Raw genomic sequence first — 26,202 nt, forward strand, 5'->3', positions numbered from 1 at the left:
CAATTTACACTGTCTTAAGGAGAATATACATGAAAAAAATCATTTTGAGCCTTTTGCTTTTTGTTTCGTTGAGTTTTTCGATGAAACTCACTGTTGTCACCGATATAATATAGATTATCCTCCATTTACCTATATAGATCAAGAAGGAAAGCTCGTTGGTATCAGCCCAGAGCTGTGGAAACTCTTCTCTCAAAGAACGGGCATCGAAGTAGAGCTAATCCCTATGAATTGGGAAGATGCCTTGCAAATGGCTAAGGAAAAGAAAACAGATATTATAGATCTGATTTTTGTCACCGAGGAAAGAAAGAAATTTCTGGACTATTCAATTGAAATTTACAAAATCACAAGCAGTATATACTACGATGAAACTCTACCAGCCTTGAGAAACCTCAAAGAACTCACTCCATACGTGGTTGGTGTTAAAAAAGGTGATGCTCTCTATGATATTGCCAAAAATGCAAACCCTTCTATACAATTCAGATTCTATGATACCTATGCAGATCTTATCCTTGCCTTGAAAAATCACGAAGTGCAAGTTTTTCTCATGGATGATATTCCTGCACAGTACTATTTGCATCGATTTGACATGGTTTATAGGGTGAAAAAATCACAACCTTTCACCGAAAACAGCCTGCACTGGGCTGTTCCTAAGGGAAAGGAACAGATTCTGACCTTACTGAACAGTGGTTTAGAAAAAATTTCACCAAAAGAAATACAAAATATTGTTCTTTCCATGATACCCCGTGCTGGTGTTGATTCAAAATTAATTACCACCGTGTTGATAATAGTGTTGATTTTAATCACCGCCGTTCTGTTCCTTTTTGGCTTGAACATTTACCTGAAAAAGGCTGTGCAGAAAGCCACAGGCGAACTGAACAGGAAAAACGAGCAATTGAGTGCTTATAGCGAGGAATTAAAAGCACAGTCAGAAGAAATAAAGACAATGAACGAAGAACTTGAAAGAGCGTTGAATGAACTTGAAAAAGCCAGCAGTAGTTTCACAAGAACACTTGATTTGATAGACGATGCGTTCAATTTACATGAAGATGGAGCGGTATTTTTGAAAAAAGCTTTTAAGCTGATTTTTGAGATGTTTCCAAAAGCTGTTATCGGTTCAATTTCATTAGTTGAAGAAAAAACGTGTCGTGTAATAGAAGCTCGCGGTTTTGATAAGGATTTAATAAATGATTTGGAAATACCATCTGACCAGCTCTATGTACCAGACAAACCGTTGATTGTCAAAGACATAAGAACACTTTACGGTCAAAAAACTAATGGGAATGTAATTGACATAATTCCAGAATCATCTTATGCAATGGTATTACCTATGGAGATTGCAGCTGAGTCTATAGGAGTTATTGTGCTTGGTACAGAACAAGGTTCAGGTGGAACTTTCACTGAGCAAGATCTGAGAATGGCTGCAAGCCTTACAAAGATAATTACCTCATTTTTCGTGATAAGAGAATACATTTCCATGAAAGAAAGGCTCAACAGAGAAATTGTTTTGATGCTTGTCAAAGCACTTGAGTACTATGATAAATACACACAGGGACATTCCAAAAGAGTGGCAAATCTGTGCAAGAAGATGGCTGTTAAATTTGGATTTTCTGAGTCTGAGCTGGAACTGGCAGCACTGCTGCACGATGTGGGAAAAATTTATGTCCCTCAAAGTGTACTTAATAAGGAAGGTTTCCTTGACAGCGAAGAATTTGAACTTGTAAAAGAGCATCCAATAAAAGGGTACGAATTGATTTCTTCAGTAAAGGGTATGGAAAAAATCGCCAAGATCGTACTTTATCACCATGAACGCTATGATGGAAAGGGTTATCCGATGGGACTAAAAGATGGGGATATACCGCTGGAATCTCAGATCATATTCGTTGCAGATAGCTTTGATGCCATGACAACAGCTCGACCATACAGGAAGATTCCTATGACTGTGGAAAAAGCCATTGAGGAAATCAAGAAGTGTTCCGGAACACAGTTCAATCCAGATGTGGTGAAAGTCTTCATCTCTATTATCTGATCTGGAAATTTTCTTTGATCCAATCAGTGAATCTAACCTTTTTTTCACAAATATGCAAACGTTTTGTGCCTTAACCTTTCTCATTTCTATTCTTCCAAGTGGTATAAGTAAAGATAAGGTTTATCAGGAGGCGATGATATGAGTAGAAGTGTGATCATCGATGGGTCAGTGATATACACGAACTACAGTCAGATAATAGGTCAAAAGGGTTTTGAATTGCTTTTGAAAGAATTTGTCGATATTCTCAAAGATAAATCAAGCCCATTACTCAACGCTCTCAATGCTTTTAAAGTCAACAGCGACTACGATTTACATCGATTTGTAGAATATCTTCATCTTTTGACGATGAGAAACATCAAAGAGATCACCAACATAATTTATTATGTGAACCCAAAAGAACTTGAACGTTTCATAGAAGCCTTCTACACTTTCTGGCGTTCAAAACACAGGTTCATGGTTCGACAGGAGAAATACGTTGAAGATTACAATAGAAGAGCAAGTATTGAATACACAATGACCATGGCAGGTGACCAGTTTAAAGCTGTCATAAAAAACTTATACAGAGAAATCATGATGAATGTTTCAAATACGTTCCCAACGGTGATGAGACAGCTCCCGAGTGGAGCGCAGGTAATGTTTTTAGTTGAAGAACCTAATACAGAGAAATATCAAGAATATCAGTGGATGTTGAAGATTCCAACGGTATGGGGGGCAATCTTCGATCCTCCTGCGATATTCTACACAAAATCGAACAAGAGAAAAGGCGTCCTGCCGGTAGTTGATGACACAATACTCGACAAAATAACACTCGAACCGGGTGAATGGTATAGATTCACGATCTTTGTTCGAGATTTACTTTTCTACAACTTTGTTCATGCCGAATATCTTGCACATGGTGCTGGACTTGCCAATTTGTTCGAACTTGCCACTCCAAAAGATCTGAAGCACAGAGAACCCGATGGAATACTCATATTCGGTCTGCCAACCAGCAGGATACCGAACTACACTGATAAATGGCGCAATGGTGTGATATTCAAGGACAAAAATCGATATGTTGGTGTCATACCAGCACTTGATGAAAACGATTACTTTGGGTATATGAAGAAAACCACCCTGACAATTCATAATTTAATAAAGATCGATCATGGTAAGCTCCCAATACATGGTTCAATGGCAAAAATCACTCTGAAGAACGGTAAGAGTGTCGTGGCGATGTTTGTTGGAGACAGTGGTGCCGGAAAAAGTGAGACGCTCGATGCACTCAACAGACTGGAAGAAGTGGCTCAAGTCGATACTATCATTGACGACATGGGAAGCCTTTCAATAATAGATGGACATGTTTTCGCCTTTGGTACAGAAACAGGCGCTTTTGTCAGGCTTGATGATCTGCCTCCGGGATTTGCTTATTCCACGATGGACAGAAGCATATTCATGAATCCGGACCAAGTCAATGCACGTGTGATAGTGCCGTTCAACAATTACAACGAAGTTATCACACCAACACGTATAGATTTCTTTCTGTACGCTAACAATTACACAGAAGTATATAAGGATGAAGATCGCATTATCTTCTTTGACAATATCGAAGATGCACTGAAGGTTTTCTCCGAAGGAAAAAGGATGAGCAAAGGCACGACCTCTGAAACGGGTCTGATGACATCTTATTTTGCCAACCCATTCGGAGCTGTTCAACGGCAGAAGGAGCACCACAAGATAGCTGAACATTTCATGAAAAAAATGTTTGAAACAGGAGTAAAGGTCGGGGAAATAAGAACAATGCTTGGCGTTGAAGGCTATGAAAAAGAAGGCACAATGTTAGCAGCCAAGGCGCTTTTGAAAGTAATTGAACAGATCTGATCGGCTATCTTGTAGAAAACCCAACCAGCAATATGAAGCAGAGCACAACGATTCCAGCACAGATAAGTGCAACAGCTTTCCACGCAAAAGCAATCGATTTTTTCCAGAAACTGTAAGCAGGTCTGGGAGTTATTACACGTCCAAGTACCATTCCTGTTATGAAGCCGCCGATATGTGCGGCGTTGTTTATATTACTGCCCGGAATAAGACCGTAGATTATGTTAAAAATTATCATCGGGAAAAGTGCGTAACCTGTGAGCTGGCGCATGAAAAAGGGTGTATCACGTCTAAAACCCAGTGCAAAGAGCATGCCAACCAGTCCAAATATTGCCCCACTCGCCCCTACAGATATTGCACGATAATAGAAAAAATGCGTTGCAAGATTTCCAGCCACACCTGTCAAAAAATAGGCAAAGACAAATTTCTCTACACCGTAAACCGATTCAACTATGCTGCCAAAATAAAAGAGTGCATATGAATTGAAAAGCAGATGCAAAAAACCACCGTGAACGAAAATAGCTGTGACTAATCTGTACCATTCGCCATTGCTCACCAAAGGTCCATATTGTGCACCGAACCTAATATACAGATAAGCTTGATTCGACAAACTTGAAAAATTCTGAACAAAAAACATCAGTACCACAACAGCTACGTTTATTCCCAAAATTAGATAGGTTACTTTCCATTGCTTCAACTACTACACCTCCATATTCATTATAAACCATGATTTCATCCAATCAGACCATTTGAAAATCACAATTCAAGACAAAGGCAAAATTTCTGAGACAGAACTAGTTGATTAATTTCGCTAAATACAATTTTTCAGCTTATCACACTCTTTGACAGTCTGAAACTTAAATGATATAATTGAAAAAGTCGAGAAAAAAATCACACAACAATGAGAAGAAATGTTTTCAAATGTTTTCAAAAGTATAATACGATTCCACATTCTTTTAAAAGGGGAGGCGATGTAGAGATGAAAAGGTTGCTGGTGATTTTAGCGGTCCTGCTGGCTTTCACAGTACTTGCAGAAGAAGTTGTAAAAATTGGAGCTATTTTCCCGTTGACTGGACCTGCTGCGGCGACAGGTGTGAAGATCAAGTACGCAATCGAAGTGGCACAGGAAATCATCAACGGTGAACATCCTGAAATCGAGTTACTGCTGGGAAAAAGCGCAGGGTTACCCAATCTCAATGGTGCCAAGGTTCAGTTTGTTTTTGCAGATCACCAGGCAAATCCAGAACTTGCCATGGCGGAAGCAGAGAGGTTGATCAGAAACGAAGGCGTCGTTGCTTTGATAGGATGTTATCATTCATCGGCTACAAAACCGGCAAGTCAGGTGGCTGAAAAATACGGGATCCCGTTTATTGCTGGTTCTTCAAGTTCAGCCGCTCTCACTGAAAGAGGTTTGCAATGGTTTTTCAGAATCGCTCCACATGATGGTATGGAAACTGTGTTTTTCTTTGAATACCTCAAATATCTGAACCAGAAATACAACGCGAACATAAAGAGAGTAGCGGTGGTTTACATCGATAATGAGTATGGCGTGCATGCTGCACAGATGGTGAAAGAAAAGATAAAAGATTACCAGGCGGATGGTTTCAGCATTGTCGCCGATGTGAAATACCCGGCAAATGCGACTAACGTAGATATTGAAGTTCAGAAAATCAAAGGTGCAAAACCAGATGCCATATTCCATGCATCTTATATTGGCGATATGACCATGTTCGTTAAAAAATACAAAGAATTCAACGTTGTACCAAAAGTTGTACTTTCCTACTGTGGTGGATATCAAGATCCACAGTTTGTAGTTAACCTTGGAAAAGATGCCGATTATTTTGCTGGTCCAAATGCGACCACATCTGCTCTGTTCAAGAAAATGCCATTATTGGCTAAGATCAACGAGATGTACAAAGCAAAATCTGGATTAGATATCGATGGTCCGACGCTTGAGGATTTTGCTTCAGCTATTGTTATAGCGGAAGCGATCAATTTAGCAGGTTCCACCGATCCACAGAAGATCTTGAACGTTCTAAAAACCTCAACTTTCATGGCTCCTTATTTTGTCTCTGGAAGGATAAAATTTGGCCCAGATGGTCAGAACATCTACTCTGCTTCCGTTATGACCCAGATCCTCAATGGTGTATATGAAGCAGTCTGGCCAGAACAATATCAAACTAAGGAGCCTGTACCACAATTCCCAGAATGGAATAAAAGATGAATTCAAAGGGGGCGCAAGCTCCCTTTGAATTTAAGTTTGTGGAAGTCAAAACCTGCCAAAGAGGGGATGAATGATGCTCTTGCAAGTTCTTCTGACTGGCGCACTTGTGGGTTCTGTATACTCGCTTGTAGCGGTTGGCTTAACACTTGTATGGGGCTTGATGGACATTATAAATTTCGCTCATGGTGATATGATGATGATATCCATGTACGTTGTCTTTTGGCTTTATACGCTTTTGAAATTTGATCCGCTTATTTCTCTACCGATATCCGCTGGTATTACGGCTCTTTTGGGTATCTTAATCTATAAACTCGTGATCAAGCGTGTGGTTAACGCACCTGGCTTGATGGCACTTCTTGCCACTTTCGGATTGAGTCTTTTCATAAGAAACTTTGCACAATTTTTGTGGACTCCAAACTACAGATTCGTCGGCGAATCAATTCTCTCGGGTAAAAGAATTCTTCTTGCGGATTTAGTAATAGGTTTGCCACAACTGATAGCGGCTCTGGGAAGTATCACGATGACACTATTGATAGCCTTATTCATAAAGAAAACCAAAACCGGCAGGGCGATACAAGCAACTGCTCAAAGCAGGGATATTGCCGAGCTGATGGGTGTGAATACCGAAAGAGTTTATGCGATAACATTTGCTTTATCTGGTATATGCGTCGGCGTTGCTGGGACACTTCTTTCGGGCATTTTTCCAGTTTATCCCGAATCTGGTGCAATGTACGGGTTACTCGCCTTTGTTATAGTTGCTCTTGGAGGTTTTGGAAATATTTGGGGTGCGTTCTATGCCGGAATTCTCATTGGTCTTACAGAAGCTGTGGGAGGATTTTACCTGGGTACACAGTTTAAATACGCTCTGGCTTTTCTCATATATCTTCTGGTTCTTCAGTTTAAGCCCAAGGGCTTATTCGGGTGGTGAGCAGAATAATGAGAAATCCCGTGCTTTATGTGATTTTTGCAATCATTCTGGTTCTTCCATTTGTTTTTCAAAATGTGAATTTTCAGCATATCATGATAATGTTTTTGATTTTTGCCGGACTCGGTGAAGGCTGGAACATAATAACTGGTTTTGCCGGTCAAACTTCCTTCGGTCACGCTGCTTTTTTTGGAATAGGTGCTTACACGTCAACGGTGCTGTTTTACAGATTTGGTATCTCTCCATGGATCGGGATGATCCTTGGCGCACTGTTTGCCGCGTTGATTTCTTTGGTTGTTAGCTATCCCTGTTTTCGCCTGAAAGGACATTATTTTGCCATAGCAACACTTGCTGTTGCGGAAATCATAAAACAGCTCTTTGTGAGTTGGGACTATGTGGAAGGTGCAACGGGAATATCTATTCCTGTAAAGCCTGATAGTTTCTGGATGATGCAGTTTCATAAATCAAAAATACCGTACTTTTTGATTGCATACATACTGTTTTTGATGAGTATCCTCATAGCAATCTTGATTGAAAAAAACAAAATGGGATATTATCTGAAAGCAATACGCGAGAGCCATGAGGCTGCAGAGGCTCTGGGAATAAATACCTCACGTTACAAGTTATATGCAATGATGATCAGTTCAGCTGTTACAGCTTTATTTGGTACGCTCTATGCTCAGTATATCCTTTATATAGATCCATTTATGGTTTTTGGACTGGATATATCCATGAAAATAGTTTTATTAACGGTACTTGGAGGTCTTGGGAGCGTTTATGGTCCAATCATCGGCGCTGCAATTCTCATACCGCTCTCTGAATACACACGGTCCTTTCTGGGCGGGACTGGTAAGGGTATAGATCTGATGATTTATGGGGCTCTGATAGTTGTGATTGCATGCTTTGAACCTCGAGGTGTACTGGGGTTATTCACAAGATCCAAAAAGAGAGGTGCACAGTATGCCAAAACCACTGCTTGAAGTCCAGGGTGTGACGATGAAATTCGGTAGTCTGATTGCAAATGATAACGTTTCATTTGTGGTGAATGAAAAAGAAATAGTCAGTCTGATAGGTCCGAACGGCGCCGGTAAAACGACTCTTTTCAATTGTATCAGTGGCTTTTATAAACCTTTCTCTGGAAGAGTTATTTTTGATGGAAAAGATATAACCGGTAAGAGTGCTCATGAAATTGCCTCGATGGGTTTAACCAGAACCTTTCAAATAGTAAAACCATTGAATGAGATGACTGTGAGGGAAAATGTCTTAACAGGTGCATTTCTCCATGCAAATAGCAGAAAAGAAGCCGAAAATATAGTGGATCAGGTTCTGCACATGACACATCTTTGGGATAAAAGGGAGATGTTAGCCGGGAGCCTGACAATAGCCGATAAAAAAAGACTTGAAATTGCAAGAATGCTTGCAACAAAACCAAGAATGATAATGCTCGACGAAGCTATGGCTGGGTTGAACCAAACAGAAGTCAAAGAGGCAATGGAACTGTGTGTAAACCTCAATAAAAGTGGAATAACACTCTTGATCGTCGAACATGTAATGGAAGCCATTATGCCCATTTCAAACAGGGTTGTAGTGCTGAATGCCGGTAAAAAGATCGCAGAAGGTAGTCCAGAACAGATAATAAACAATGAGGAAGTCATAAAGGCTTATTTAGGGGAGAGATACTATGCTAAAAGTCGACAGAATAACAGCGGGATATAACGGTGTACCTGTCATTTTTGATGTTTCCTTCAGCGTTGAAGAAGGAGAACTGGTCTCAATAGTTGGCTCCAACGGAGCTGGTAAGTCAACTATTCTCAGAACCATTTCTGGTCTTTTGAAACCATTTTCAGGTACGATTGAATTCATGGGCAAAAGGATAGATAAATTGCCGGCTCACCAGATTGTCAAACTTGGTATAGCACATGTTCCAGAAGGTAGACATGTCTTTGGGAAGATGTCGGTGAAAGACAATTTGTTGATGGGTGCCTATACGATAAACGATCAAAATGAAGTTGAAAGACTTCTGGCAGAGGTGTACGAGCTATTTCCAAGGCTTAAGGAAAGAGAAAACCAGAAAGCCGAAACAATGTCAGGTGGAGAACAGCAAATGCTGGCTATCGCAAGGGCACTGATGGCAAAACCAAAGTTGCTTTTGGTGGATGAAATGTCCTTAGGGTTAATGCCTCTGATGGTTGACAAGGTTCTTGAGGTACTCCAACGGGTCAACAGGGAAAAAGGTGTAACCGTGCTCATGGTTGAGCAGAAAATTCAGGAAGCACTGGAAATAGCAGACAAAGGATACATACTTCAGACTGGAAGAATAGTTGCCCATGGAACTGGTAAAGAATTACTTGAAAGCGATCATGTAAAAAAGGCATACCTTGGTATGTAAAATGATAATGATATAGAATTGTATTTGGGAGGTAGGCGAAATGAAAGCCGATATCGGAGTTGTTGGTCTTGCGGTGATGGGACAGAATCTTGCTTTGAACATTGCAAGAAATGGTTATGCCGTGGCTGTTTACAACAGAACTGTTGAACGAACCAGGAAATTTGTTGAAGATAGAGTCAAAGGAGAAAAGATCATTCCATCTTTTGATATCCAGCATTTTGTCGAGTCTATTGAAAAACCAAGAAAAATAATCCTCATGGTAAAGGCAGGATCACCTGTTGATGAAGTGATCGAAGAGTTATTACCATACCTTGAAAAAGGTGATCTGTTGATCGACGCTGGAAACTCTCATTATGCAGACACAAACAGAAGACTTGAAGAATTATCACATCAGGGAATTCTTTATTTGGGAATGGGTGTCTCAGGAGGAGAATACGGGGCATTGCATGGTCCATCGATAATGCCAGGTGGTAGCCTTGAAGCCTATAAAATGGTGGAAGATATTCTGGTGAAAATAGCCGCAAAGACAGAGGATGGACCCTGCTGCACCTACGTAGGGAATGGCTCAGCAGGACATTTTGTGAAGATGGTACACAATGGAATAGAATACTCCATAATGCAATCGATTTCTGAGGTTTATGACATAATGAGGAAAGTTTTGAAAATGAACAGTGCAGAAATCGGTCATGTATTTGAAGAATGGAATAAAGGTGAACTTGCCTCTTTTCTTGTGGAAATAACGTACAAAATCATGAGACATGTAGATGAGGAAACAAACAGACCATTGGTTGAATTAATACTCGACAAAGCAGAACAAAAAGGTACTGGCAAGTGGACTGCTCAGGCAGCTCTTGATCTCGGTGTTCCAACACCGTCTTTGAATGTCGCCGTCTTTTCAAGAACTGTTTCTCATTTCAAAGAACAAAGAAAACAACTATCGAAGATCTTCGGAGAAAAAACAAGAATTCAAACGGACAGATCACTCATCAAAGACCTTGAAAAGTCACTGCTTTTTACGATGTTTCTTTCGTTTTCACAGGGTTTGTGGCTTATTCATGAAGCCTCGAATGCTTACAATTACGGTATAGATTTACTTGAAGTTCTGAGAATCTGGAAAGGCGGTTGTATTATAAGAGCTAAACTCTTAGATTTTCTCAGGAATATTCTCAAAGAAAATTCGGAAAATATCAACTTGCTTGCAAGCAATATTTCCATGGATTTTGTCAAAGAAAAACTTCATTCTGTTTTGAAAGTAAGTGCAGTTGCAAGAGAATCAGGCTTACCTACCCCTGTTTTAAACAATTCTATTGATTATCTGTTCAGCCTCACGGAAGAAAATTTACCTGCAAACCTGATACAGGCGCAGAGAGACTTTTTCGGAGCACATACTTTTGAAAGAATCGACAAAGAGGGGACCTTCCATGTTGAGTGGCAACAGTTAGAAAAATAAGTTGACCTCCTCCCAATCCCCTAAATGGGATAGGATTCCCATTAAGGAGACTAGGCTTCCCGTTTCAACATGGTGTGACTTACCAGGATATAGGGATTGCCCCTAAATATCTTGGCAGTGGTCTCCCACTCCACGGGCTTTAATTCGGACCGGTCCAGCCCTACTGCTTTTAACATATTAATCGCAGAGTTTAAGTCTCTGTTGAGATTAATTTTTAGTTGATACACCACAGGTATTTGATTCTTTCTTTTTTCTTTAGTTTGCTGTAGTGTTTGTTTAATCTTTTCAGCTTTTGTCACCGTTTCAACTCTTCTATGAGACTTCTTGCTACTTTTATTATGCACATTCATTACCAGACTAACTTAAGCCATTCATCACAATCCCATAAATGGAATGTGCTTTCTGGCTTGTTTTTTTGTAAGGCATCTGCCTTACCTTTAAAATGATCAGAGTTTTCTCATCAAGGATGAAGTACTGTTGTACAATTCAAGAAAGATCTGGTAATACTTATCATATATTTTCTTTTTTTCCACATCTGGTTCAATGGCTTCTTTGAATTTGACCCAGTCCTTGATTGCCTCTGGTCTGTCAATTACACCGGTCCCGAGACCGGCTAAGAACGCATCACCAAAGGGTGCTTCCACCAGACTCGCAACCTGACGCATTTTAAAACCGGTCACATCTGCAAAAATTCTCACCCAGAGATTTGACTTGGCGACACCACCTACGATCCAACATTCGTCATTGAGTTTTAATCCAGCCCTTATACCCTCTTCCATATTGTGTCTCAGAGCGTAAGCAGCTCCTTCCATCAAAGCCTTATAAAGATGAGCGCGACTGTGATAGAGACTGAGCCCAAAGATAACTCCCTTTGCAAACGGGTCCCAGATAGGCGATCTCTCACCCATGAAATATGGAAGCACAATTATACCATCGCTACCAGGTGCAATTTTTTCAGCTTCCCTGTCAAATAACTGATACGGTGAGGTATTTATTCTTTCTGAAACCACAGTCTCGGATTCACCAAATTGTTCTTTGAACCATCTTGCAAGTGCTCCTGTAGTTGCTGAACCGCCGAAAGTATAAATGCGTTCGGTGTCGTAAACCACATATGGATAGCTCACCAAGTTAAAGGCAAGTTTACTTCCATCGTGCACCGTTCCCCAACAGGTGGATGTTCCAACCATCGCCACGTGTTCTCCTTGTTCAAGAGCACCTGCGGAAAGTTGTGCAACCGGTGCATCGATACCTCCTGCTACAACTGGAGTGCCCTCGAGTAAACCGCACGACATCGCTGCTTTTTTTGTGATTTTACCAACCACATCTGATGATTTGACAATACGTTCAGGTAAATACTCCTTGGGAATGTTCAGTACCTTACACATATGATCAGACCATGTGAGTTTTCTTATATCAAACAGACCACCTATATTACCAGCGGAGGAATAATCAATTGCCAGTTCGCCTGTCAACTGATATATGACAAAATCCTTCGGTGTGACAAATTTGTAGATTTTCTTCCAAACTTCAGGGACATTGTTTCTTATCCACATCATTTTTGGAAAACCGAAATAAGAATCAACATAATTTCCAGTTATGCCAAAGATTTCTTCCTTGGGTACATTTTCTTTGACCCACTGAGTTTCCTTTACAGCTCTTCTGTCCATCCATATCAGACAGGGATATAAAGCTTCCATGTTCTTATCAACAGGAATACCTGCTCCACCAAATAAACCACTAATGGCTACCCCGGCGATTTTGTTTCTGGACACCTTTGACCTTTCGATTATTTCCTTTATAGTTTCAAAGACTGCCCTGACCCATGGATCGGGCCATTGCTCAGCCCAATTGGGTTTTGGCTTTATGACATCATATTCTCTTGAAGCCTCACAGATAACATGCCCCGATTCATCCACAATCACACTTTTTGTACCTTGCGTACCTATATCACTGCCTATCATGTACATAACCATACCCCCTAATGGCAATCACAACAATCAGCTATTGCGGAAATATATCCTTCAGATTTAAAAAGGTACGTACATTATTTTACGCTCATTTCAAGGACCAATCAAGTTTACAACCAATTATTGTAAAATTTGAAAGGAGGGACTTTTTGACAATATGAGCTCGATAATTGCTGGGATATTGATCGGTATGGCTAATCTTGTACCTGGAATCAGCGGTGGAACAGTTGCTGTTGTGCTCGGAGTCTATGAAAAATTGATAAAAGCTATCGCTGATTTAGTCAGATTCAGATTGAACAGAGATCAATTCAACTTCATCATAATGGTTGGTGCTGGGATCTTGATCGCGCTTTTATTGGGTTCTAAATTGATGAGTACAGCACTGAGTAAGGCTGCTGGGTTTACTTATGCCGCTTTTTTTGGGCTTGTTCTTGGTACAGTTCCTTTTTTGTTCAAAAAACTTGGCAGATTAGAATTTGCCTACATTCTTGCTGGAATCGTTCTTTTTATATTCGTTGAAAATATCAGATTCTCTGTGAAAATTTCTTCGGCACTCCTGCCACTAACTGGTTTTGTTGCGGCGTTTGCAATGGTTATGCCCGGCTTGAGTGGATCACTTGTTATGCTCATTTTTGGAGTGTATGAAAAGATAATAAATGCCGTTAGTGTACTGAATTTTTCTGTATTGATTCCATTTGGTGTAGGTGCTGTTGTTGGTATAATTGTTTGTGTGTTTTTTATGAAATATCTGTTTGAAAGATTTCCCAGCCAGACGAGGAATTTCGTTCTTGGATTGGTGATGGCATCGCTTTTAAAAATACAGCCATTCGATAAACAAACTTTCAGCTGGTATGGGTATCTTGTATTGTTTTGTATAATATTTGTTAGCTTTCTTTTCTCTGTGTGGTTTACAAAAAGTGCAAAGCAGTTGTGAATTGAGTTATGATATAATGTGAATCTGAAAGGAGGGGTTGAGAGTGAAGTTAACAGGTTGGTTTTTGATTTTTTTACTCCTGCTCACCAATTTTGTTTGTGCCAGAATTGTGACTGTCGGAACGAGTGCTGATTTTCCGCCATTTGAGTATATTGACAATGGACAATTCGTTGGCTTCGACATGGATCTAATGCGTGAGATTGCAAAACTGGCTGATTTTGAACTGAAGTTTGTCGATATGAGTTTTGATTCTTTGATACCGGCACTCAGGGCTGGACAGGTTGACGTAGTTGCCGCAGCCATGACGATAACCGATGAACGCAGGCAAGTGGTAGATTTCTCAATTCCATACTGGACTGCAGATCAAAGCATCATAGTGAAGGCAGATAGTGGTTTGACCATAACTGTTCTGTTTCAAAAAGGCAGGATAGGAGTCCAGACGGGCACGACAGCAGATCTGTGGTGCACCGACAACTTGGTGGGTAAAGGGTTACTCGCCGAAAAAAATTTGAAGCGCTACGATACCTTTGTACTTGCTCTGAGTGATCTTCTCAATGGAAACATCGATGCAATTGTTCTGGATTCTCCTGTAGCCAATAGATTTGCAGCCACAAAGCCCGTCAAAGTCGTGGGTATCATCGTTACGGGGGAGCAGTACGGGATAGCGGTGAAGAAAGGGAACAAAGAGTTGCTGGATAAAATCAACAGTGCCATAAGAGTTTTGAATGAAACGGGAAAGATGTCAGAGTTGATAGACAAGTATTTTTGATCAAGTGGGGGGTTAAACAGTAGAAAAGTTATTGTTGGTCGTTAATTCTTTACCTATACTTCTCAAGGGCACACTGGTCACTGTTGAGTTGACGGCGCTTGGTTTAGCGCTAGGTTTTGTGATTGCAGTACCAGTCAGTTTTGCTCAGGTTTATGGTGGCCGTGTTGCCCGTTTTGTCTGCTCTTTGTATGAAAGAACTTTCAGGAGTATTCCACTGCTTGTGCTGTTGATGTTGATTTTCTATGGTCTTCCAGAGATCGGGATCAGGTTCGCTCCGTTTTTTTCCTGTGTTCTTGGTTTGGGAATAAGAAGTTCTGCTTATCAATCACAAATTTTCAGAGGAGCAATTCTTTCGGTTGGAAAGGGACAGACTTTAGCTGCTCTGTCGATTGGGATGACTCCGTTTGAGAGCTTCAGGTATATAGTTTTCCCACAGGCTTTGAGGTTTTCCATTGCCCCTTGGACAAATGAGTTCACGGTGGTTCTGAAAGATTCATCCATGGCTTATGCACTTGGAGTGGTGGAACTACTCAGGCAGGGAAGCTATATCATTTCGACGACTTACGAGCCAATGGTTATTTTTCTCACCTGTGCAGCTATATATCTTGTAATGACCCTAACGGCAAACAAATTGATGGGATACATAGAAAAAAAATTACAGATACCCGGTTTTGAAACTAAGGGGGTTTCACATTGACTGAGGTCGTTCTGAAAGTGGAAGATTTAAAGAAGAGTTATGGTAAAAACGAGATCCTCAAAGGTATCTCACTTGAGGTAAGAAAGGGTGAAACCAAGGTCATAATAGGACCAAGCGGGACGGGTAAAAGCACGCTGCTCGCTTGCATAAATAGATTGATAGAACCAGATCACGGCAGAGTTTTACTTGAAGGTGAAGAGATAACCTCACGAAACGCACACAAAATGAGACAAAAAATAGGATATGTCTTTCAAGATTTCAATCTGTTCAATCATCTTACAGCACTTGATAATGTGAGAATAGGTTTGATAAAGGTTCAGAAACTTTCGAAAGATGAAGCAACACAGATTGCACTGGAACAGCTGTCAAAAGTTGGACTTTCACAAAAAGCGAACCTTTATCCTTCACAACTATCTGGTGGTCAAAAACAGCGTGTGGCAATAGCAAGAGCACTCGCAATGAGACCTAAGCTCATGCTCTTTGATGAGCCAACATCAGCACTTGACCCAGAACTTATTGGTGAAGTTCTTTCGGTGATGATTGACCTTGCAAGATCTGGTATGACCATGCTGGTCGTCACACATGAACTTGGGTTTGCAAGGACTGTTGCAGATGAAATCATTTTCATGGAAAACGGTTTGATTGTTGAGCAAGGACCGCCATCTTTGATATTCACCAGTCCCAAAAAAGATAGAACAAAACAATTTCTCAAAAAACTCACCGAACTTTATGGAGAGGAAAAGATCAAATGAGCTTGTGGCAGATAACACTCATTTCGATGCCAAAACTTTTTCAAGGTTTGGCAGTGACTTTGTATATGACCGTTTTTGCGGCATTGGCTGGTTTGGTCCTTGGAATTGTGTTGTGTTTGGGTAGAGTCTACGGCAACAAATTTGCGAGTTTGCTCAGTACAGGTTTTATCGAATTGATACGTGGTACGCCCATGCTGGTTCAGCTTTTTATACTTTATTATGGCTTACCAGTCTACGGTATTAGATTGACACCTCTTGTTGCTGCTCTGATAGGTTTTTCTATCAACAGTGCAGCATACCAGGCTGAGTATTTGAGAGGGTCAATTCAGTCGATCGGAACAGGTCAGATGAAAGCGGCGTTGTCAATAGGAATGAAAAAATGGCAGGCAGTGAGATATATAATTCTTCCTCAGGCACTTAGACGAGTCATACCAGCCTGGACAAATGAGTTCATCTACCTGTTGAAGTATACTTCCATGGCTTACATAATTGGCGCACCGGAGATGATGGCTCAGGCAAAGTTTATAGCAAGCAGGAATTTTGAATTTTTCAAGGTTTATTTGCTCACCGCCGCTGTTTATTTATCGATTGTCTGGACTATGTCCTTTGCTTTTTCATACCTGGAAAGGAAATTGCGAATACCCGGGACTGCGATAACAGAAAGATAGTTCAACCAAGTACCTGCTTTAACACAGATGGTTCTATTCTGAAAACCGAACCCTTTCCCTGCAAAAAATGGTGTTTCTCAAACAGGTGGATTGATAGCTCACTGAGATTGATTTCAGCTCCATTTTTTACGTTTTTCACATGAATTAATCTTTTTCTGAAAATTCCATCTTTGAATGGACATGGGATAAAACCACGAGCCTCGTAAATACTCACTTCCCACGTGTTGTCAACCAGTACTGTTTCCCCAAGTCCTTTAATCGCTGCATCAAGCAACTTTTTCATCCAGAGTGCAACCTTTTCAAAATCCAGCCCCAGTTGATTCATCATCTGCTCATCTTCTTCAATTATCTGAACCAGGTCGCGTTTATCTTCACCTAAAAACCCTACAGAACTTATCACACCCGGTTGCATGTTCTTTTGTGCCTGTATATACTCTGGAGACATCTTCATCTGACCACCTCGTCATGCAAATTTGTCATAGTATATCTTTTCCTGTGGTATACCGTTGTCTTTCATGACCTGAACGCAGGCATTTATCATCCCTGGACTACCACACAGATAACCTTCTTTTGCCTTGGAACGATCTATTATTTGCTTGAGGTATTTGTCCAGTACTTCTGTTATCAGACCTTTTTCACCGGTCCAGTTGTCTTCTACGAGTGGGTTTGAGAGAGCTGGTATGAAATGAAAATTGCTCCATTTTTTTTCGAGTTCCTGAAAAAGATCGACATAAAACAGATCTTTTAAAGATCTTGCTCCAAAAAAGTACCAGATTTCGCGGTTGTTGATGTGTTTTTCATACAGGTCAAAGATAATAGACTTCAGCGGTGCCATGCCAGAACCGCCAGCAACACAGATCATCATTGCATCAGTATCTCTGGCATAAAACTCTCCAAACGGTCCTGTAAATTCCACTATTTCATTTTCTTTCATGTAATTGTGCACGTAAGTTGTTGCCGCACCACCGGGCACAAGCCTTATCAGAAGTTCTATTTTGTCTTTCTGGCTTGGCACGGAAGATATCGAATATGCCCTTTGGGTAACCTGATTGATCTTGTCATAAGGTGGTATCGACAGCTGAATATACTGACCCGCTTTGAAGTCAATTGCCTGAGGTTCTATGAGTTTCAGTGTTATCTCTTTTATATCATAGGTGACGTTTTTTATTTTTTCGACGGTGGCTTTGAACTTCTTGGCAAACAGAAGTTCTTCTGGAATTTCTATTTCTAAGTCTTTTTTGACTTTGATCTGACAGGAAAGTCTGATATTTTCTTTCATCTGCTCCTTTGAGATATAAGGTATTTCAGTGGGAAGATACGGTCCAACATCACTTAGGATTTTTACTTTGCACACTCCGCAGCTACCTCGTCCCCCACAGGCTGATGGGACAAATATTCCCTTCGACGCGAGAGTAAAAAGAAGTGGTGACCCGCCCTTTGCTTCTATAGTCTTTCGCTTGTTGATGGTGATTTTAACCTGCCCGTAGTTATTCACAAAGGTATCGACTATCATTATGGTGGCAGATAAAAGAGTGCTAATTAAAGAAACAACGAGTACGCTTATCAAAACAGATAACATTTTTTCACCTCACTGAATCTGTATCATTCCAGAAAAACCTATGAATGCCATTGCCATAATGCCAATCGTTATGAAAGTGAGGCCAGTTCCTTTTAGACCTGCTGGTACTGGTGCATTGTCCGTCCTTTTTCTGATTGCCGCCAGAAGAACTATTGCAAGCCACCAGCCAATGCCTGAACCCAATCCGTAAAACAGAGATTGCAGCATCGAATAATTTCTCAGTTGCATGAAGAGCGTTACGCCAAGTATTGCACAGTTTACGGTGATCAGGGGTAGGAAAATGCCCAAGGTTATGTAAAGCGAAGGTGATAATCTGTCTATTATCATTTCCAAAATCTGCACTACAGCAGCTATGACAAGTATGAAAATTATGTACCTCAAATACTCCAGACCGAATGGCACAATGATGTAATGATACACAAACCAGTTCATCACTGTCGTGATAGTCATGACAAAAGTGACAGCCATTCCAAGCCCGTTTGATGATTTCAAATCCTTTGATATTGAAATGTAAGAACACATGCCCAGAAAATTGTTCAGCAGAATATTACTTGTGAAGATAGATGCAAAAAGCAGAACTATTGGATTCACACTCATTTCTTTTCACCCGCCTTGAGAAATATAGATCTTACTACCCACATGAGTATCGCGACTATGAAAAAGGCGCTGGGTGCCATGACCATGATAGTCCACGGTGTAAAACCCTCTGGCATGACACGAATGTTGAAAATTGTTCCAAAACCGAGCAGTTCACGAATAAACGCTATGATCATCAAAACTAATGCATAACCGGCACCGGCTGTGAGACCATCCCAGAGAGAAATCAGAGGGCTATTTGCCTGAGCAAATGCTTCAGCACGCCCCATGATTATGCAATTGGTGATAATCAATCCCACGTATGGTCCGAGTGCCTTGCTCACCTCAGGCAAATATGCACGCAATATGATGTCAACAATTATCACGAAAAATGCAATTATGAGAGTTTCGACCATCATTCTCACTTTACGGGGTATGTATTCTTTGATCAAAGAAACTGTAAGACTGGACAATCCTGTTACCAGAGTGACACCAGTTGCCATTATCAGGGTGTTTCTCAGATTATTTGTAACCGCAAGAGTTGAGCAGATACCAAGTACCTGGATCAGGATCTGGTTTTCCCTGAACAAATTATTTTTAGAGATCTTTGCAAACTGACTCATCTTTGCACCCCCAAAATGTTACGCAGTATTGTCAAATGACTGTTAATTATTCTTTCTATGGATTTGGAAGTCTGTGTTGCACCGGTGATGGCATCCACCTTGCCATTTTCATGGTCAAAATCACCGTTACCACCTGTCTCTACAGTTATCATGCCATTGCGCAATTTTTCAGAACGAAACTGATTCTTGAACCATTCTTCTTCTATGCGACCACCAAGACCAGGTGTTTCCGCTTGTGAGATGAACTCTATTCCAATGATTTTTTCGACATTTTCATCGACCGCCAGAAAACCCGATATGCTGCTCCAAAGGCCACTACCGGTGAAGATTATTCCATAAGCAGTTTGTGTGCCAGAAACTGTGTAATACAGATCAACATCATTTACTTTTCTGATTTTCACGAGTTTTTCAAACATCGACATAGCTTGCTGATCGTTGCTGTATTCAATGCCGAAAGCCTTCAAAATCGCTTTTATTTTGAACAAATTTTCGTTATCTTTAACTTTTTGAATTGTCGACGCATTGAGCAGAGCCAGTAAAAATACAAATGTGAAAGTTATGATGAAACTGAAAAATATCGTGTAAAATCTGGTTTCCCTGTTCATTGTTTCACCTTCTTTGAAAACAACTCATCAAGAAGTGAAGCGAATGTATTGCCAACAAGAACACCAAAACTCGTGCCTTCTGAAAACAGGGAAAAATTCCTTATCAATACTGTACACACTCCGATGATTACTCCATAAATCCACTGAGAAGTGCTCTTTTTTGGTGCACTAACCGGATCTGTAGCCATGAAAACTGTCACAAAAAGAAAGCTCCCGGACAAAAGCATCTGTAAGGGCGAAGGACCTGAGCCTATCAAATTCAGGAAAAACGTCAGAATGGTCGCAGAAAGAAAAGTGGAGATGATTATTCGAAAATTAGCTGTTTTGGTGACCATCAGGTAAATCGCCGCTGCTATTATCAAAAATATACAGCTTTCCCCAATTGAGCCTGCCCTGACTCCAAAAAAAAGATCTTTCAAATTGACATTCTGTCCGCTTTTGAGAAGATCAAGAGGAGTTGCAGATGTCACTATATCAGTTCTTGGCACTAACCATCGACTTGTCATGGCTACGGGAAAAGAAATATAGATGAAAAGCCTTCCAACAATCGCTGGATTGAAGATGTTCCTTCCAAAACCTCCGTATACTTCTTTTGCAAAAAAGACCCCAAAAAACGAACCCACAACAGCAATCCACCATGGAGTCAATGGAGGTAACGACAGTAATAAAAGTGAACAGGTCACCAGAACAGCTTCGCTTACAGGTTTCTTTTTCTGCTTTTCCATTACATATTCCGTAACAATACCGGTGGCAAACACGAAAATTCCAAGCCACAAAACTCTCAATCCATAAAGATAAAAAGAAAAAATATAGATGGGTATGAGTGAATACAAGACTTTTCTCATAAGAGGTTGTTTTTGAAAAAAGGTCAAGTTTTATCTCCCCCCAGCTCTGGTTTTTCACTTAAAATTATAAATAAAAACTGAGAGGTTTGCACCTCTCAGTTTTTAAAAATATTCCATCACTGTCTGATATATCTTGGTTGAGAATCGTAGTCCTGCACAACACCTTTGAGGACTTGTTGGATATACTGTGCCAGAACACTGTCCATTGTAAATCCTGTGTCGTATCCAGGCAGTTCCTTCAGCATAGTATAGCCATCTCCACCCTGCGCCATGTAATTATTCGTGACAACTGTATACACTCTGTTGGGATCCAATGGTTCTCCGTTGATCTTTGCTTCGACTACTTTATCCTGTTCACTCTTCCATGTCAATCCACCTGTTTGCAGGAAAGCACCCTGTCCTTCCTTGATCGTGGCAGCATATTGAAGTACTTCCAAAAGCTGAGCTCCGGTCATTTTAATCACATACAGGGTATTCCCAAAAGGTAAAACTGTGAGAACATCTCTGATTGTTATTTTGCCGGGTTTTATCGAGGCTCTAATTCCACCACCATTGGTCAATGCCAGATCTGCATTTACTTTCCAGATCATGGAATCACATATCATGTTTGCAAGATTCGTGCTTTTTGATCTGACGTTTGCTCTTTCTCCGTCAAGCATTATTTTGGTTTCACCAATAACCGTATCGAGCTTTTCGCTTCCAAGGGACTTGAAATAGCTTAGAACTGTTTTTACATAGAAATTCTCTTCGTATGGTTTGTCGACAAATTCATAGATATCCTTACCTTCAGCATCCTTACCTTTGTAGACTTTCAGATTAACTGGGATTGGTTTCCAGCTCCAGGCAACTATTTTTCCATTTTCAATATCAAGGTCCAATCTTCCGACGTATTTCCCCCATTCGAAAGCCTGTGCGATAATCGTGTTGTTTACAAATTGAGCCTTTTCGAATTTCGTATGACTGTGCCCATCGATTATCACATCGATACCATCTACAAGTTGAGCCAGCTGTTTACTTGTAGTCTTACCTTCCCCTTCAGGTTCCCATCCCAAATGAGACAGGGCGACAATCACATCTGCTTTTGCTCTCATTTCCGGTAGTAAGGCTTTACTTACCTGAACGGCATTTGCAAATGTTGCACCATTGAGATAAATTGGCTCAAGGATAGCGGTTTCCTCGGTTGTAAGACCGAATATTGCTACTTTTAAATCCCCGAAATCTTTGATTATATAGGGTTTGACTTTGATGATTCCTTCCGGATCGGTGAAATTGGCAGATACGAATGGAAAGTTAGCAAGTGCTATTTGTTTTGCAAGAACATTTTTGGGTTTGTCAAATTCATGGTTTCCAAAGGTCGCAGCATCGAGTTTCATGAGATTGAGGGCGACTATGTCAGGTGCTGCATCCAGTTGATCTGATTCAGGTACACCGGTGTTTATATCTCCGGCATGCAAGAAGAGCACATGTCCGCCCTGTGATTCTACTTCTTTTCTAACTTCTTCCACAATTGTTGCTATTGCCGCAAAACCACCGATGTTGGGGTTGTTCGTTTCGCTGAAACTCCAGGCATGACCATGAGTGTCGTTGATGTGCAGGATGGTCAATTTGGTTGCAAAACTCAAAATTGCCACCAAGACCAGCAAAACCGTTAAAATCTTTTTCACCAAGACCAGCCTCCTTTCGACAACAAAATTTTACTACACCCAAGGTTATTTTACGTCTTAGGACCTCTGGTTTTTGTGAAAACTTTTAAAAGGAGCTTCACAAAGGCAAAAAAAGCAAATAAAAGCCCCACCAGAAAAAGATATCCAGCGATCCCCAGCTTGAGAGCAGTTAGAAAGTTTTGCATCATAATTTACTACCTCCCACAAGAGCCATTAAAATTCCACCTGCCAGAACTGAGCCGATCTGCCCAGCCGTATTTGCACCAGCGGCATACATCAATAAAAAGTTCATCGGATCCTCTTTCAATCCCATCTTGTGTATAACTCGTGCTGACATCGGGAATGCCGAGATTCCTGCTGCTCCAAGCATTGGATTGATTTTTTTCCTTAAAAAGAGATTTAGAAATTTCGCAAATAGTACACCGGCAGCGGTATCAAAAATAAAGGCAACTAATCCCAAGGCAAGTATCAAAAGAGTCTGTGGTTTTAGAAACTTATCAGCTGTCATCGTGGAAGCAATTGTAAGACCAAGTAAAATTGTGACAAGATTGGCAAGTTCATTCTGTGCAGATTTTGAAAGACTATCCAGTACACCGCACTCTCTTAAAAGATTTCCAAACATCAAAAATCCTATCAACGCAGCGGATGTAGGTGCCAGAATACTTGCAACAACAGTTATAGATATTGGAAAGATTATTTTCACTATCTTTGGTATCTTTTGTGCTCTGGGCTGCATTCTGATAGCCCTTTCTTCCTTAGTAGTCAGAGCCATTATCACTGGAGGCTGAATGATTGGAACCAGTGACATGTAAGAATAGGCAGCGACTGAAATTGGACCCAGCATGTGTCTTGCAAAGCGAGAAGCCACATAGATGGAAGTTGGTCCATCCGCAGCACCGATGATTCCAATGGACGCTGCTTCCTTCAGATCAAATCCCAACAATGTTGCAACTATCATTGTTCCGAATATACCAAATTGTGCTGCTGCTCCGAAGAGAAACATCACGGGATTCTCCAGCAGTGGAGTAAAATCGATCATAGCCCCAACGGCAATGAATATGAGCAGTGGGAAAATCTCAGTTGCAATACCTATGTCAAAGAAAATACTCAGAACTCCCCTGTGCATTACTCCTTCAAGCAACTGGTCAATAGCCGATGATAGTGGAATATTTACTAAAATTGTACCAAAGCCTATTGGCAGCAGCAAAGCAGGTTCGTATTTCTTTGCAATGGCTAAATAAATGAGCAGCAGCCCGACAATTATCATGACTACGTTTCCGATGGTCAATGAGAAAATTCCCGAGAATAGTTCTTGAAACATATTCTTCACCTTCTTCTTTCCATTCTCTAAAAAGAAAATCTGCCGAATATCTTCCAAGTCATATTCTAACACCTATAGGGGAATATTCTGTTTTTTCGATGTCAAATGTAATTGTGTATTTGGTTATATTTTATGCGACATAGCTGATGTATAATATGTACGAATAACTTAATTAAGGAGGTTTTATCATGCAATCTGTACAGATTAGACCTGGTATTTACTGGGTTGGGGTCAACGACAGATTCACCCAGCTTTTCGAGGGGCTCTGGCCAATAGGTGAAGAAGGTGTTTCATACAACGCGTACTTAATTGTTGATGAAAAGAACGTTTTGATTGATCTTGCAAAATCGATTAAAACCGATGAATTTTTTGAACAGATAGAGCAAATTCTGCCAGTATCGAAGATAGATTATGTGGTGATAAACCATATGGAACCAGACCACACTGGAATTCTAACCGTCTTGAAAAAAATTGCGCCACATGCAACTATTTTAATAAGTGAGAAAGGACTGAAGATGCTCAAAGCTTTTTACCACATTGATGAAAGTGTCAGGACTGTGAAGGATCTGGAAGAGCTGAAGATTGGTGAAAAGACTTTGAGGTTTTATTACACGCCGTTCGTCCACTGGCCTGAAACAATGATGACTTATGAAACCACTCAGAAAGTGCTGTTTTCCTGTGATGGTTTTGGAGGGTATGGCGCACTGAGAGGAGCTTTGTTTGACGATGAATGTAAAGACAAAGATTTCTACATAAAAGAAATGCTAAGGTATTATGCGAATATCGTTGCTACTTTCAGTACACCTGTTCTGAAAGCCATAGAAAAGCTATCAAGCCTTCCCATCGAAGTTATTGCGCCTTCTCATGGTTTGATCTGGCGCAAAGACCCATTGATGGTTGTGGAACTGTACAAAAAATGGGCACAGTATGCGTCTTCTACGGCTGAAAAATCTGTGACATTGCTCTACGGTTCTATGTACGGTAATACAGAAAGGATTATGAGCTCTTTACTCAATGGTCTTTCTAAAGCACAAATCAAAGTTGATGTCTTCAATATCACTCAAACACATATAAGTTATATACTTGCATCACTGTGGAAAAACAGGGGTGTATTAATTGGCGCACCGACATACGAGGGCTCTCTGTTTCCTCCGATGGTGGATGTACTTCACATGGCAAATGTCAAACGTATACAATTCAAAACAGCGGCAATCTTTGGGAGTTATGGGTGGAGCGGAGGAGCTTCGAAGAAAATCAGGGAAATGGTGGAACCTCTTAAATGGCAGATCGTGGATGTCCTTGATATCAACGGTGGACCTACGAGTGAAGATCTACAAAAGGCAGAAAAATTCGCCTATGATTTTGCAAAAAAGATATTAGAACAACCATGAAGGATCTTGAAGAGATCAAACAAAAATTGCTCTCAAACGGTTTTGAGATTGATTCTGAGAAAATCATACACTATGGCATACAGTATCGTATAAAAGGTTGTGGATATCTGAGAATTTACTGGAGAAAAGACGGTCAAACAACAGTTGATCTGTCACAAATTAAATCTTTCTGTTTGCAGAAGCTGAGCGACATATTGAATGAATCACTTGCAGAAAACGATCTTGAAATTCAAAAAAGAATCCTTAGAAATCTTCCAGCCGATCCAAAGCTGATCCTGCCAGCCATTGGTTCAGATGAAGCTGGAAAAGGAGATACCTTTGGACCTCTTGTTGTGGCTGCGGTATACGTTGGTAAAAATGAATACGCTGAATTGAATAAATATCAATTAAAAGACAGTAAATCACTGAGCGACAAAAAAGTCCTGTATCTGGCTGATCAGATAAAGTCTCTGTGTACGTACTCGGTAGCAACTGTCGAACCAGAGGATTTTGCTCATATTCAAAATATGAACGCACTTTTGGAAGAACTTCATGCACGCTGTATAATGGATGTTATAAACAAAAAGCCGTCTCTTATCGCAGTGTACGATGATTTTGGGGCAAAAAATCTGAAAGAAAGGTTGAAGGATTTTTACAACCTGACAGTTCTTGGATTTGTGAAAGCGGAAAGAAATCCAGCTGTTGCAGCTGCTTCAATTGTTGCAAGAGCAGAGTTTTTGTCCTGGATCAACAGAGTTTCAGACCGATACGGTGTGAAAATACCACTTGGATCTGGAGAAAAAGCAACTGAATTTGCCAGGGATTTTTTGAAAAGATATGGTTTGGAAGAATTTAGAAAACTGGCAAAGGTAAATTTCTCAAATGTGCGAAAGTTGATCATCTCTAAGCCAACTACCCACGGCTTATAGAAGCTTGATTTGAAAAAGCCATAGGTTTGATGGGT

Annotated in this window: 26 protein-coding genes; 15 read left to right on the forward strand and 11 right to left on the reverse strand. The window is 40.5% G+C overall.

Going from position 1 to position 26,202, the window contains the following annotated elements:
• Positions 1–109 precede the first annotated feature (109 nt).
• Positions 110–2,026, forward strand: a complete 1,917-nt coding sequence (locus tag AC4E92_RS01010; protein WP_490238882.1) for an HD domain-containing phosphohydrolase — start codon at positions 110–112, stop codon at positions 2,024–2,026.
• A gap of 138 nt (positions 2,027–2,164) precedes the next feature.
• The gene (locus AC4E92_RS01015; protein WP_490238716.1) at positions 2,165–3,883 is read left to right on the forward strand and encodes a hypothetical protein; all 1,719 of its coding nucleotides are present in this window, start codon (positions 2,165–2,167) and stop codon (positions 3,881–3,883) included.
• A gap of 4 nt (positions 3,884–3,887) precedes the next feature.
• On the opposite strand, the gene AC4E92_RS01020 is transcribed toward AC4E92_RS01015, so the two are convergent.
• A complete protein-coding gene (locus AC4E92_RS01020) occupies positions 3,888–4,577 on the reverse strand; it encodes a rhomboid family intramembrane serine protease (RefSeq protein ID WP_490238717.1) in 690 nt (229 codons plus the stop codon).
• Between the two features lie 282 nt (positions 4,578–4,859).
• Between AC4E92_RS01020 and AC4E92_RS01025 the strand changes: the two genes are divergently transcribed.
• The 6 genes from AC4E92_RS01025 to gndA all read left to right on the forward strand — a co-directional run bounded on the left by AC4E92_RS01025 (position 4,860) and on the right by gndA (position 10,868).
• Complete coding sequence (locus tag AC4E92_RS01025; protein ID WP_490238718.1) at positions 4,860–6,104, forward strand: ABC transporter substrate-binding protein; 1,245 nt, start codon at positions 4,860–4,862, stop codon at positions 6,102–6,104.
• A 70-nt stretch (positions 6,105–6,174) separates the two neighbouring features.
• Entirely contained in the window at positions 6,175–7,032 is an 858-nt protein-coding gene (locus AC4E92_RS01030) for a branched-chain amino acid ABC transporter permease (protein WP_490238719.1), read from the forward strand.
• Between the two features lie 8 nt (positions 7,033–7,040).
• Positions 7,041–8,009, forward strand: a complete 969-nt coding sequence (locus AC4E92_RS01035) for a branched-chain amino acid ABC transporter permease (RefSeq protein ID WP_490238720.1) — start codon at positions 7,041–7,043, stop codon at positions 8,007–8,009.
• Entirely contained in the window at positions 7,990–8,745 is a 756-nt protein-coding gene (locus tag AC4E92_RS01040) for an ABC transporter ATP-binding protein (protein ID WP_490238721.1), read from the forward strand. Before AC4E92_RS01035 ends, AC4E92_RS01040 begins: the two co-directional genes overlap by 20 nt.
• Entirely contained in the window at positions 8,711–9,418 is a 708-nt protein-coding gene (locus AC4E92_RS01045) for an ABC transporter ATP-binding protein (RefSeq protein ID WP_490238722.1), read from the forward strand. Before AC4E92_RS01040 ends, AC4E92_RS01045 begins: the two co-directional genes overlap by 35 nt.
• A gap of 40 nt (positions 9,419–9,458) precedes the next feature.
• A complete protein-coding gene (gene gndA, locus AC4E92_RS01050) occupies positions 9,459–10,868 on the forward strand; it encodes an NADP-dependent phosphogluconate dehydrogenase (protein ID WP_490238723.1) in 1,410 nt (469 codons plus the stop codon).
• Positions 10,869–10,918: 50 nt separating this feature from the next.
• Here the strand turns inward: gndA and AC4E92_RS01055 are convergent, their stop codons facing one another.
• Both AC4E92_RS01055 and AC4E92_RS01060 read right to left on the reverse strand, forming a co-directional pair.
• Complete coding sequence (locus tag AC4E92_RS01055; protein WP_490238724.1) at positions 10,919–11,167, reverse strand: hypothetical protein; 249 nt, start codon at positions 11,165–11,167, stop codon at positions 10,919–10,921.
• Between the two features lie 147 nt (positions 11,168–11,314).
• Entirely contained in the window at positions 11,315–12,835 is a 1,521-nt protein-coding gene (locus tag AC4E92_RS01060; protein WP_490238725.1) for an FGGY-family carbohydrate kinase, read from the reverse strand.
• Positions 12,836–12,992: 157 nt separating this feature from the next.
• Between AC4E92_RS01060 and AC4E92_RS01065 the strand changes: the two genes are divergently transcribed.
• Genes AC4E92_RS01065 through AC4E92_RS01085 form a run of 5 tightly spaced genes read left to right on the forward strand, consistent with a single transcriptional unit; the run spans position 12,993 to position 16,655 of the window.
• A complete protein-coding gene (locus AC4E92_RS01065; RefSeq protein ID WP_490238726.1) occupies positions 12,993–13,769 on the forward strand; it encodes a DUF368 domain-containing protein in 777 nt (258 codons plus the stop codon).
• Positions 13,770–13,812: 43 nt separating this feature from the next.
• Complete coding sequence (locus tag AC4E92_RS01070; protein WP_490238727.1) at positions 13,813–14,538, forward strand: basic amino acid ABC transporter substrate-binding protein; 726 nt, start codon at positions 13,813–13,815, stop codon at positions 14,536–14,538.
• Positions 14,539–14,572: 34 nt separating this feature from the next.
• A complete protein-coding gene (locus AC4E92_RS01075; protein ID WP_490238728.1) occupies positions 14,573–15,235 on the forward strand; it encodes an amino acid ABC transporter permease in 663 nt (220 codons plus the stop codon).
• Entirely contained in the window at positions 15,232–15,987 is a 756-nt protein-coding gene (locus AC4E92_RS01080) for an amino acid ABC transporter ATP-binding protein (protein ID WP_490238729.1), read from the forward strand. Before AC4E92_RS01075 ends, AC4E92_RS01080 begins: the two co-directional genes overlap by 4 nt.
• Entirely contained in the window at positions 15,984–16,655 is a 672-nt protein-coding gene (locus AC4E92_RS01085; protein WP_490238730.1) for an amino acid ABC transporter permease, read from the forward strand. The genes AC4E92_RS01080 and AC4E92_RS01085 overlap by 4 nt, the downstream gene beginning before the upstream one ends.
• A gap of 1 nt (position 16,656) precedes the next feature.
• Here the strand turns inward: AC4E92_RS01085 and AC4E92_RS01090 are convergent, their stop codons facing one another.
• From AC4E92_RS01090 to AC4E92_RS01125, 8 genes are all read right to left on the reverse strand, one after another.
• The gene (locus AC4E92_RS01090) at positions 16,657–17,106 is read right to left on the reverse strand and encodes a hypothetical protein (RefSeq protein WP_490238731.1); all 450 of its coding nucleotides are present in this window, start codon (positions 17,104–17,106) and stop codon (positions 16,657–16,659) included.
• A gap of 12 nt (positions 17,107–17,118) precedes the next feature.
• The gene (locus AC4E92_RS01095) at positions 17,119–18,234 is read right to left on the reverse strand and encodes an NADH:ubiquinone reductase (Na(+)-transporting) subunit F (RefSeq protein ID WP_490238732.1); all 1,116 of its coding nucleotides are present in this window, start codon (positions 18,232–18,234) and stop codon (positions 17,119–17,121) included.
• A 9-nt stretch (positions 18,235–18,243) separates the two neighbouring features.
• Positions 18,244–18,831, reverse strand: a complete 588-nt coding sequence (locus tag AC4E92_RS01100) for an electron transport complex protein RnfA (protein WP_490238733.1) — start codon at positions 18,829–18,831, stop codon at positions 18,244–18,246.
• Entirely contained in the window at positions 18,828–19,433 is a 606-nt protein-coding gene (locus AC4E92_RS01105; RefSeq protein ID WP_490238734.1) for an Rnf-Nqr domain containing protein, read from the reverse strand. The genes AC4E92_RS01100 and AC4E92_RS01105 overlap by 4 nt, the downstream gene beginning before the upstream one ends.
• Positions 19,430–20,038, reverse strand: a complete 609-nt coding sequence (locus AC4E92_RS01110) for an FMN-binding protein (protein ID WP_490238735.1) — start codon at positions 20,036–20,038, stop codon at positions 19,430–19,432. Before AC4E92_RS01110 ends, AC4E92_RS01105 begins: the two co-directional genes overlap by 4 nt.
• Positions 20,035–20,910, reverse strand: coding sequence for an RnfABCDGE type electron transport complex subunit D (locus AC4E92_RS01115; protein ID WP_490238736.1), 876 nt, complete (start codon positions 20,908–20,910; stop codon positions 20,035–20,037). Before AC4E92_RS01115 ends, AC4E92_RS01110 begins: the two co-directional genes overlap by 4 nt.
• Positions 20,911–20,999: 89 nt before the next feature.
• Positions 21,000–22,547 carry a bifunctional UDP-sugar hydrolase/5'-nucleotidase gene (locus tag AC4E92_RS01120; protein ID WP_490238737.1) on the reverse strand — a complete coding sequence of 516 codons (1,548 nt, stop codon included), beginning with the start codon at positions 22,545–22,547 and terminating at the stop codon, positions 21,000–21,002.
• A gap of 184 nt (positions 22,548–22,731) precedes the next feature.
• A complete protein-coding gene (locus AC4E92_RS01125) occupies positions 22,732–23,868 on the reverse strand; it encodes a sodium ion-translocating decarboxylase subunit beta (RefSeq protein WP_490238738.1) in 1,137 nt (378 codons plus the stop codon).
• 188 nt (positions 23,869–24,056) lie between these two features.
• Here AC4E92_RS01125 and AC4E92_RS01130 point away from each other — a divergent pair, with 188 nt between their 5' ends.
• Both AC4E92_RS01130 and AC4E92_RS01135 read left to right on the forward strand, forming a co-directional pair.
• The gene (locus AC4E92_RS01130) at positions 24,057–25,259 is read left to right on the forward strand and encodes an FprA family A-type flavoprotein (RefSeq protein WP_490238739.1); all 1,203 of its coding nucleotides are present in this window, start codon (positions 24,057–24,059) and stop codon (positions 25,257–25,259) included.
• Positions 25,256–26,167, forward strand: coding sequence for a ribonuclease HIII (locus tag AC4E92_RS01135; RefSeq protein WP_490238740.1), 912 nt, complete (start codon positions 25,256–25,258; stop codon positions 26,165–26,167). The genes AC4E92_RS01130 and AC4E92_RS01135 overlap by 4 nt, the downstream gene beginning before the upstream one ends.
• Positions 26,168–26,202: the final 35 nt, after the last annotated feature.

Origin of the sequence: Pseudothermotoga sp. (assembly GCF_031962025.1) — a bacterium.
Classification (GTDB): Bacteria; Thermotogota; Thermotogae; order Thermotogales; family DSM-5069; genus Pseudothermotoga_B.

Coding starts and splice junctions, on each gene's coding strand:
- AC4E92_RS01015 (WP_490238716.1), top strand. CDS start 2,165: ATGAGTAGAAGTGTGATCATCGATGGGTCAGTGATATACACGAACTAC.
- AC4E92_RS01135 (WP_490238740.1), top strand. CDS start 25,256: ATGAAGGATCTTGAAGAGATCAAACAAAAATTGCTCTCAAACGGTTTT.
- gndA (WP_490238723.1), top strand. CDS start 9,459: ATGAAAGCCGATATCGGAGTTGTTGGTCTTGCGGTGATGGGACAGAAT.
- AC4E92_RS01095 (WP_490238732.1), bottom strand. CDS start 18,234: ATGTTATCTGTTTTGATAAGCGTACTCGTTGTTTCTTTAATTAGCACT.
- AC4E92_RS01100 (WP_490238733.1), bottom strand. CDS start 18,831: ATGAGTGTGAATCCAATAGTTCTGCTTTTTGCATCTATCTTCACAAGT.
- AC4E92_RS01125 (WP_490238738.1), bottom strand. CDS start 23,868: ATGTTTCAAGAACTATTCTCGGGAATTTTCTCATTGACCATCGGAAAC.
- AC4E92_RS01110 (WP_490238735.1), bottom strand. CDS start 20,038: ATGAACAGGGAAACCAGATTTTACACGATATTTTTCAGTTTCATCATA.
- AC4E92_RS01085 (WP_490238730.1), top strand. CDS start 15,984: ATGAGCTTGTGGCAGATAACACTCATTTCGATGCCAAAACTTTTTCAA.
- AC4E92_RS01065 (WP_490238726.1), top strand. CDS start 12,993: ATGAGCTCGATAATTGCTGGGATATTGATCGGTATGGCTAATCTTGTA.
- AC4E92_RS01090 (WP_490238731.1), bottom strand. CDS start 17,106: ATGAAGATGTCTCCAGAGTATATACAGGCACAAAAGAACATGCAACCG.
- AC4E92_RS01030 (WP_490238719.1), top strand. CDS start 6,175: ATGATGCTCTTGCAAGTTCTTCTGACTGGCGCACTTGTGGGTTCTGTA.
- AC4E92_RS01035 (WP_490238720.1), top strand. CDS start 7,041: ATGAGAAATCCCGTGCTTTATGTGATTTTTGCAATCATTCTGGTTCTT.
- AC4E92_RS01040 (WP_490238721.1), top strand. CDS start 7,990: ATGCCAAAACCACTGCTTGAAGTCCAGGGTGTGACGATGAAATTCGGT.
- AC4E92_RS01060 (WP_490238725.1), bottom strand. CDS start 12,835: ATGTACATGATAGGCAGTGATATAGGTACGCAAGGTACAAAAAGTGTG.
- AC4E92_RS01045 (WP_490238722.1), top strand. CDS start 8,711: ATGCTAAAAGTCGACAGAATAACAGCGGGATATAACGGTGTACCTGTC.
- AC4E92_RS01025 (WP_490238718.1), top strand. CDS start 4,860: ATGAAAAGGTTGCTGGTGATTTTAGCGGTCCTGCTGGCTTTCACAGTA.
- AC4E92_RS01105 (WP_490238734.1), bottom strand. CDS start 19,433: ATGAGTCAGTTTGCAAAGATCTCTAAAAATAATTTGTTCAGGGAAAAC.
- AC4E92_RS01130 (WP_490238739.1), top strand. CDS start 24,057: ATGCAATCTGTACAGATTAGACCTGGTATTTACTGGGTTGGGGTCAAC.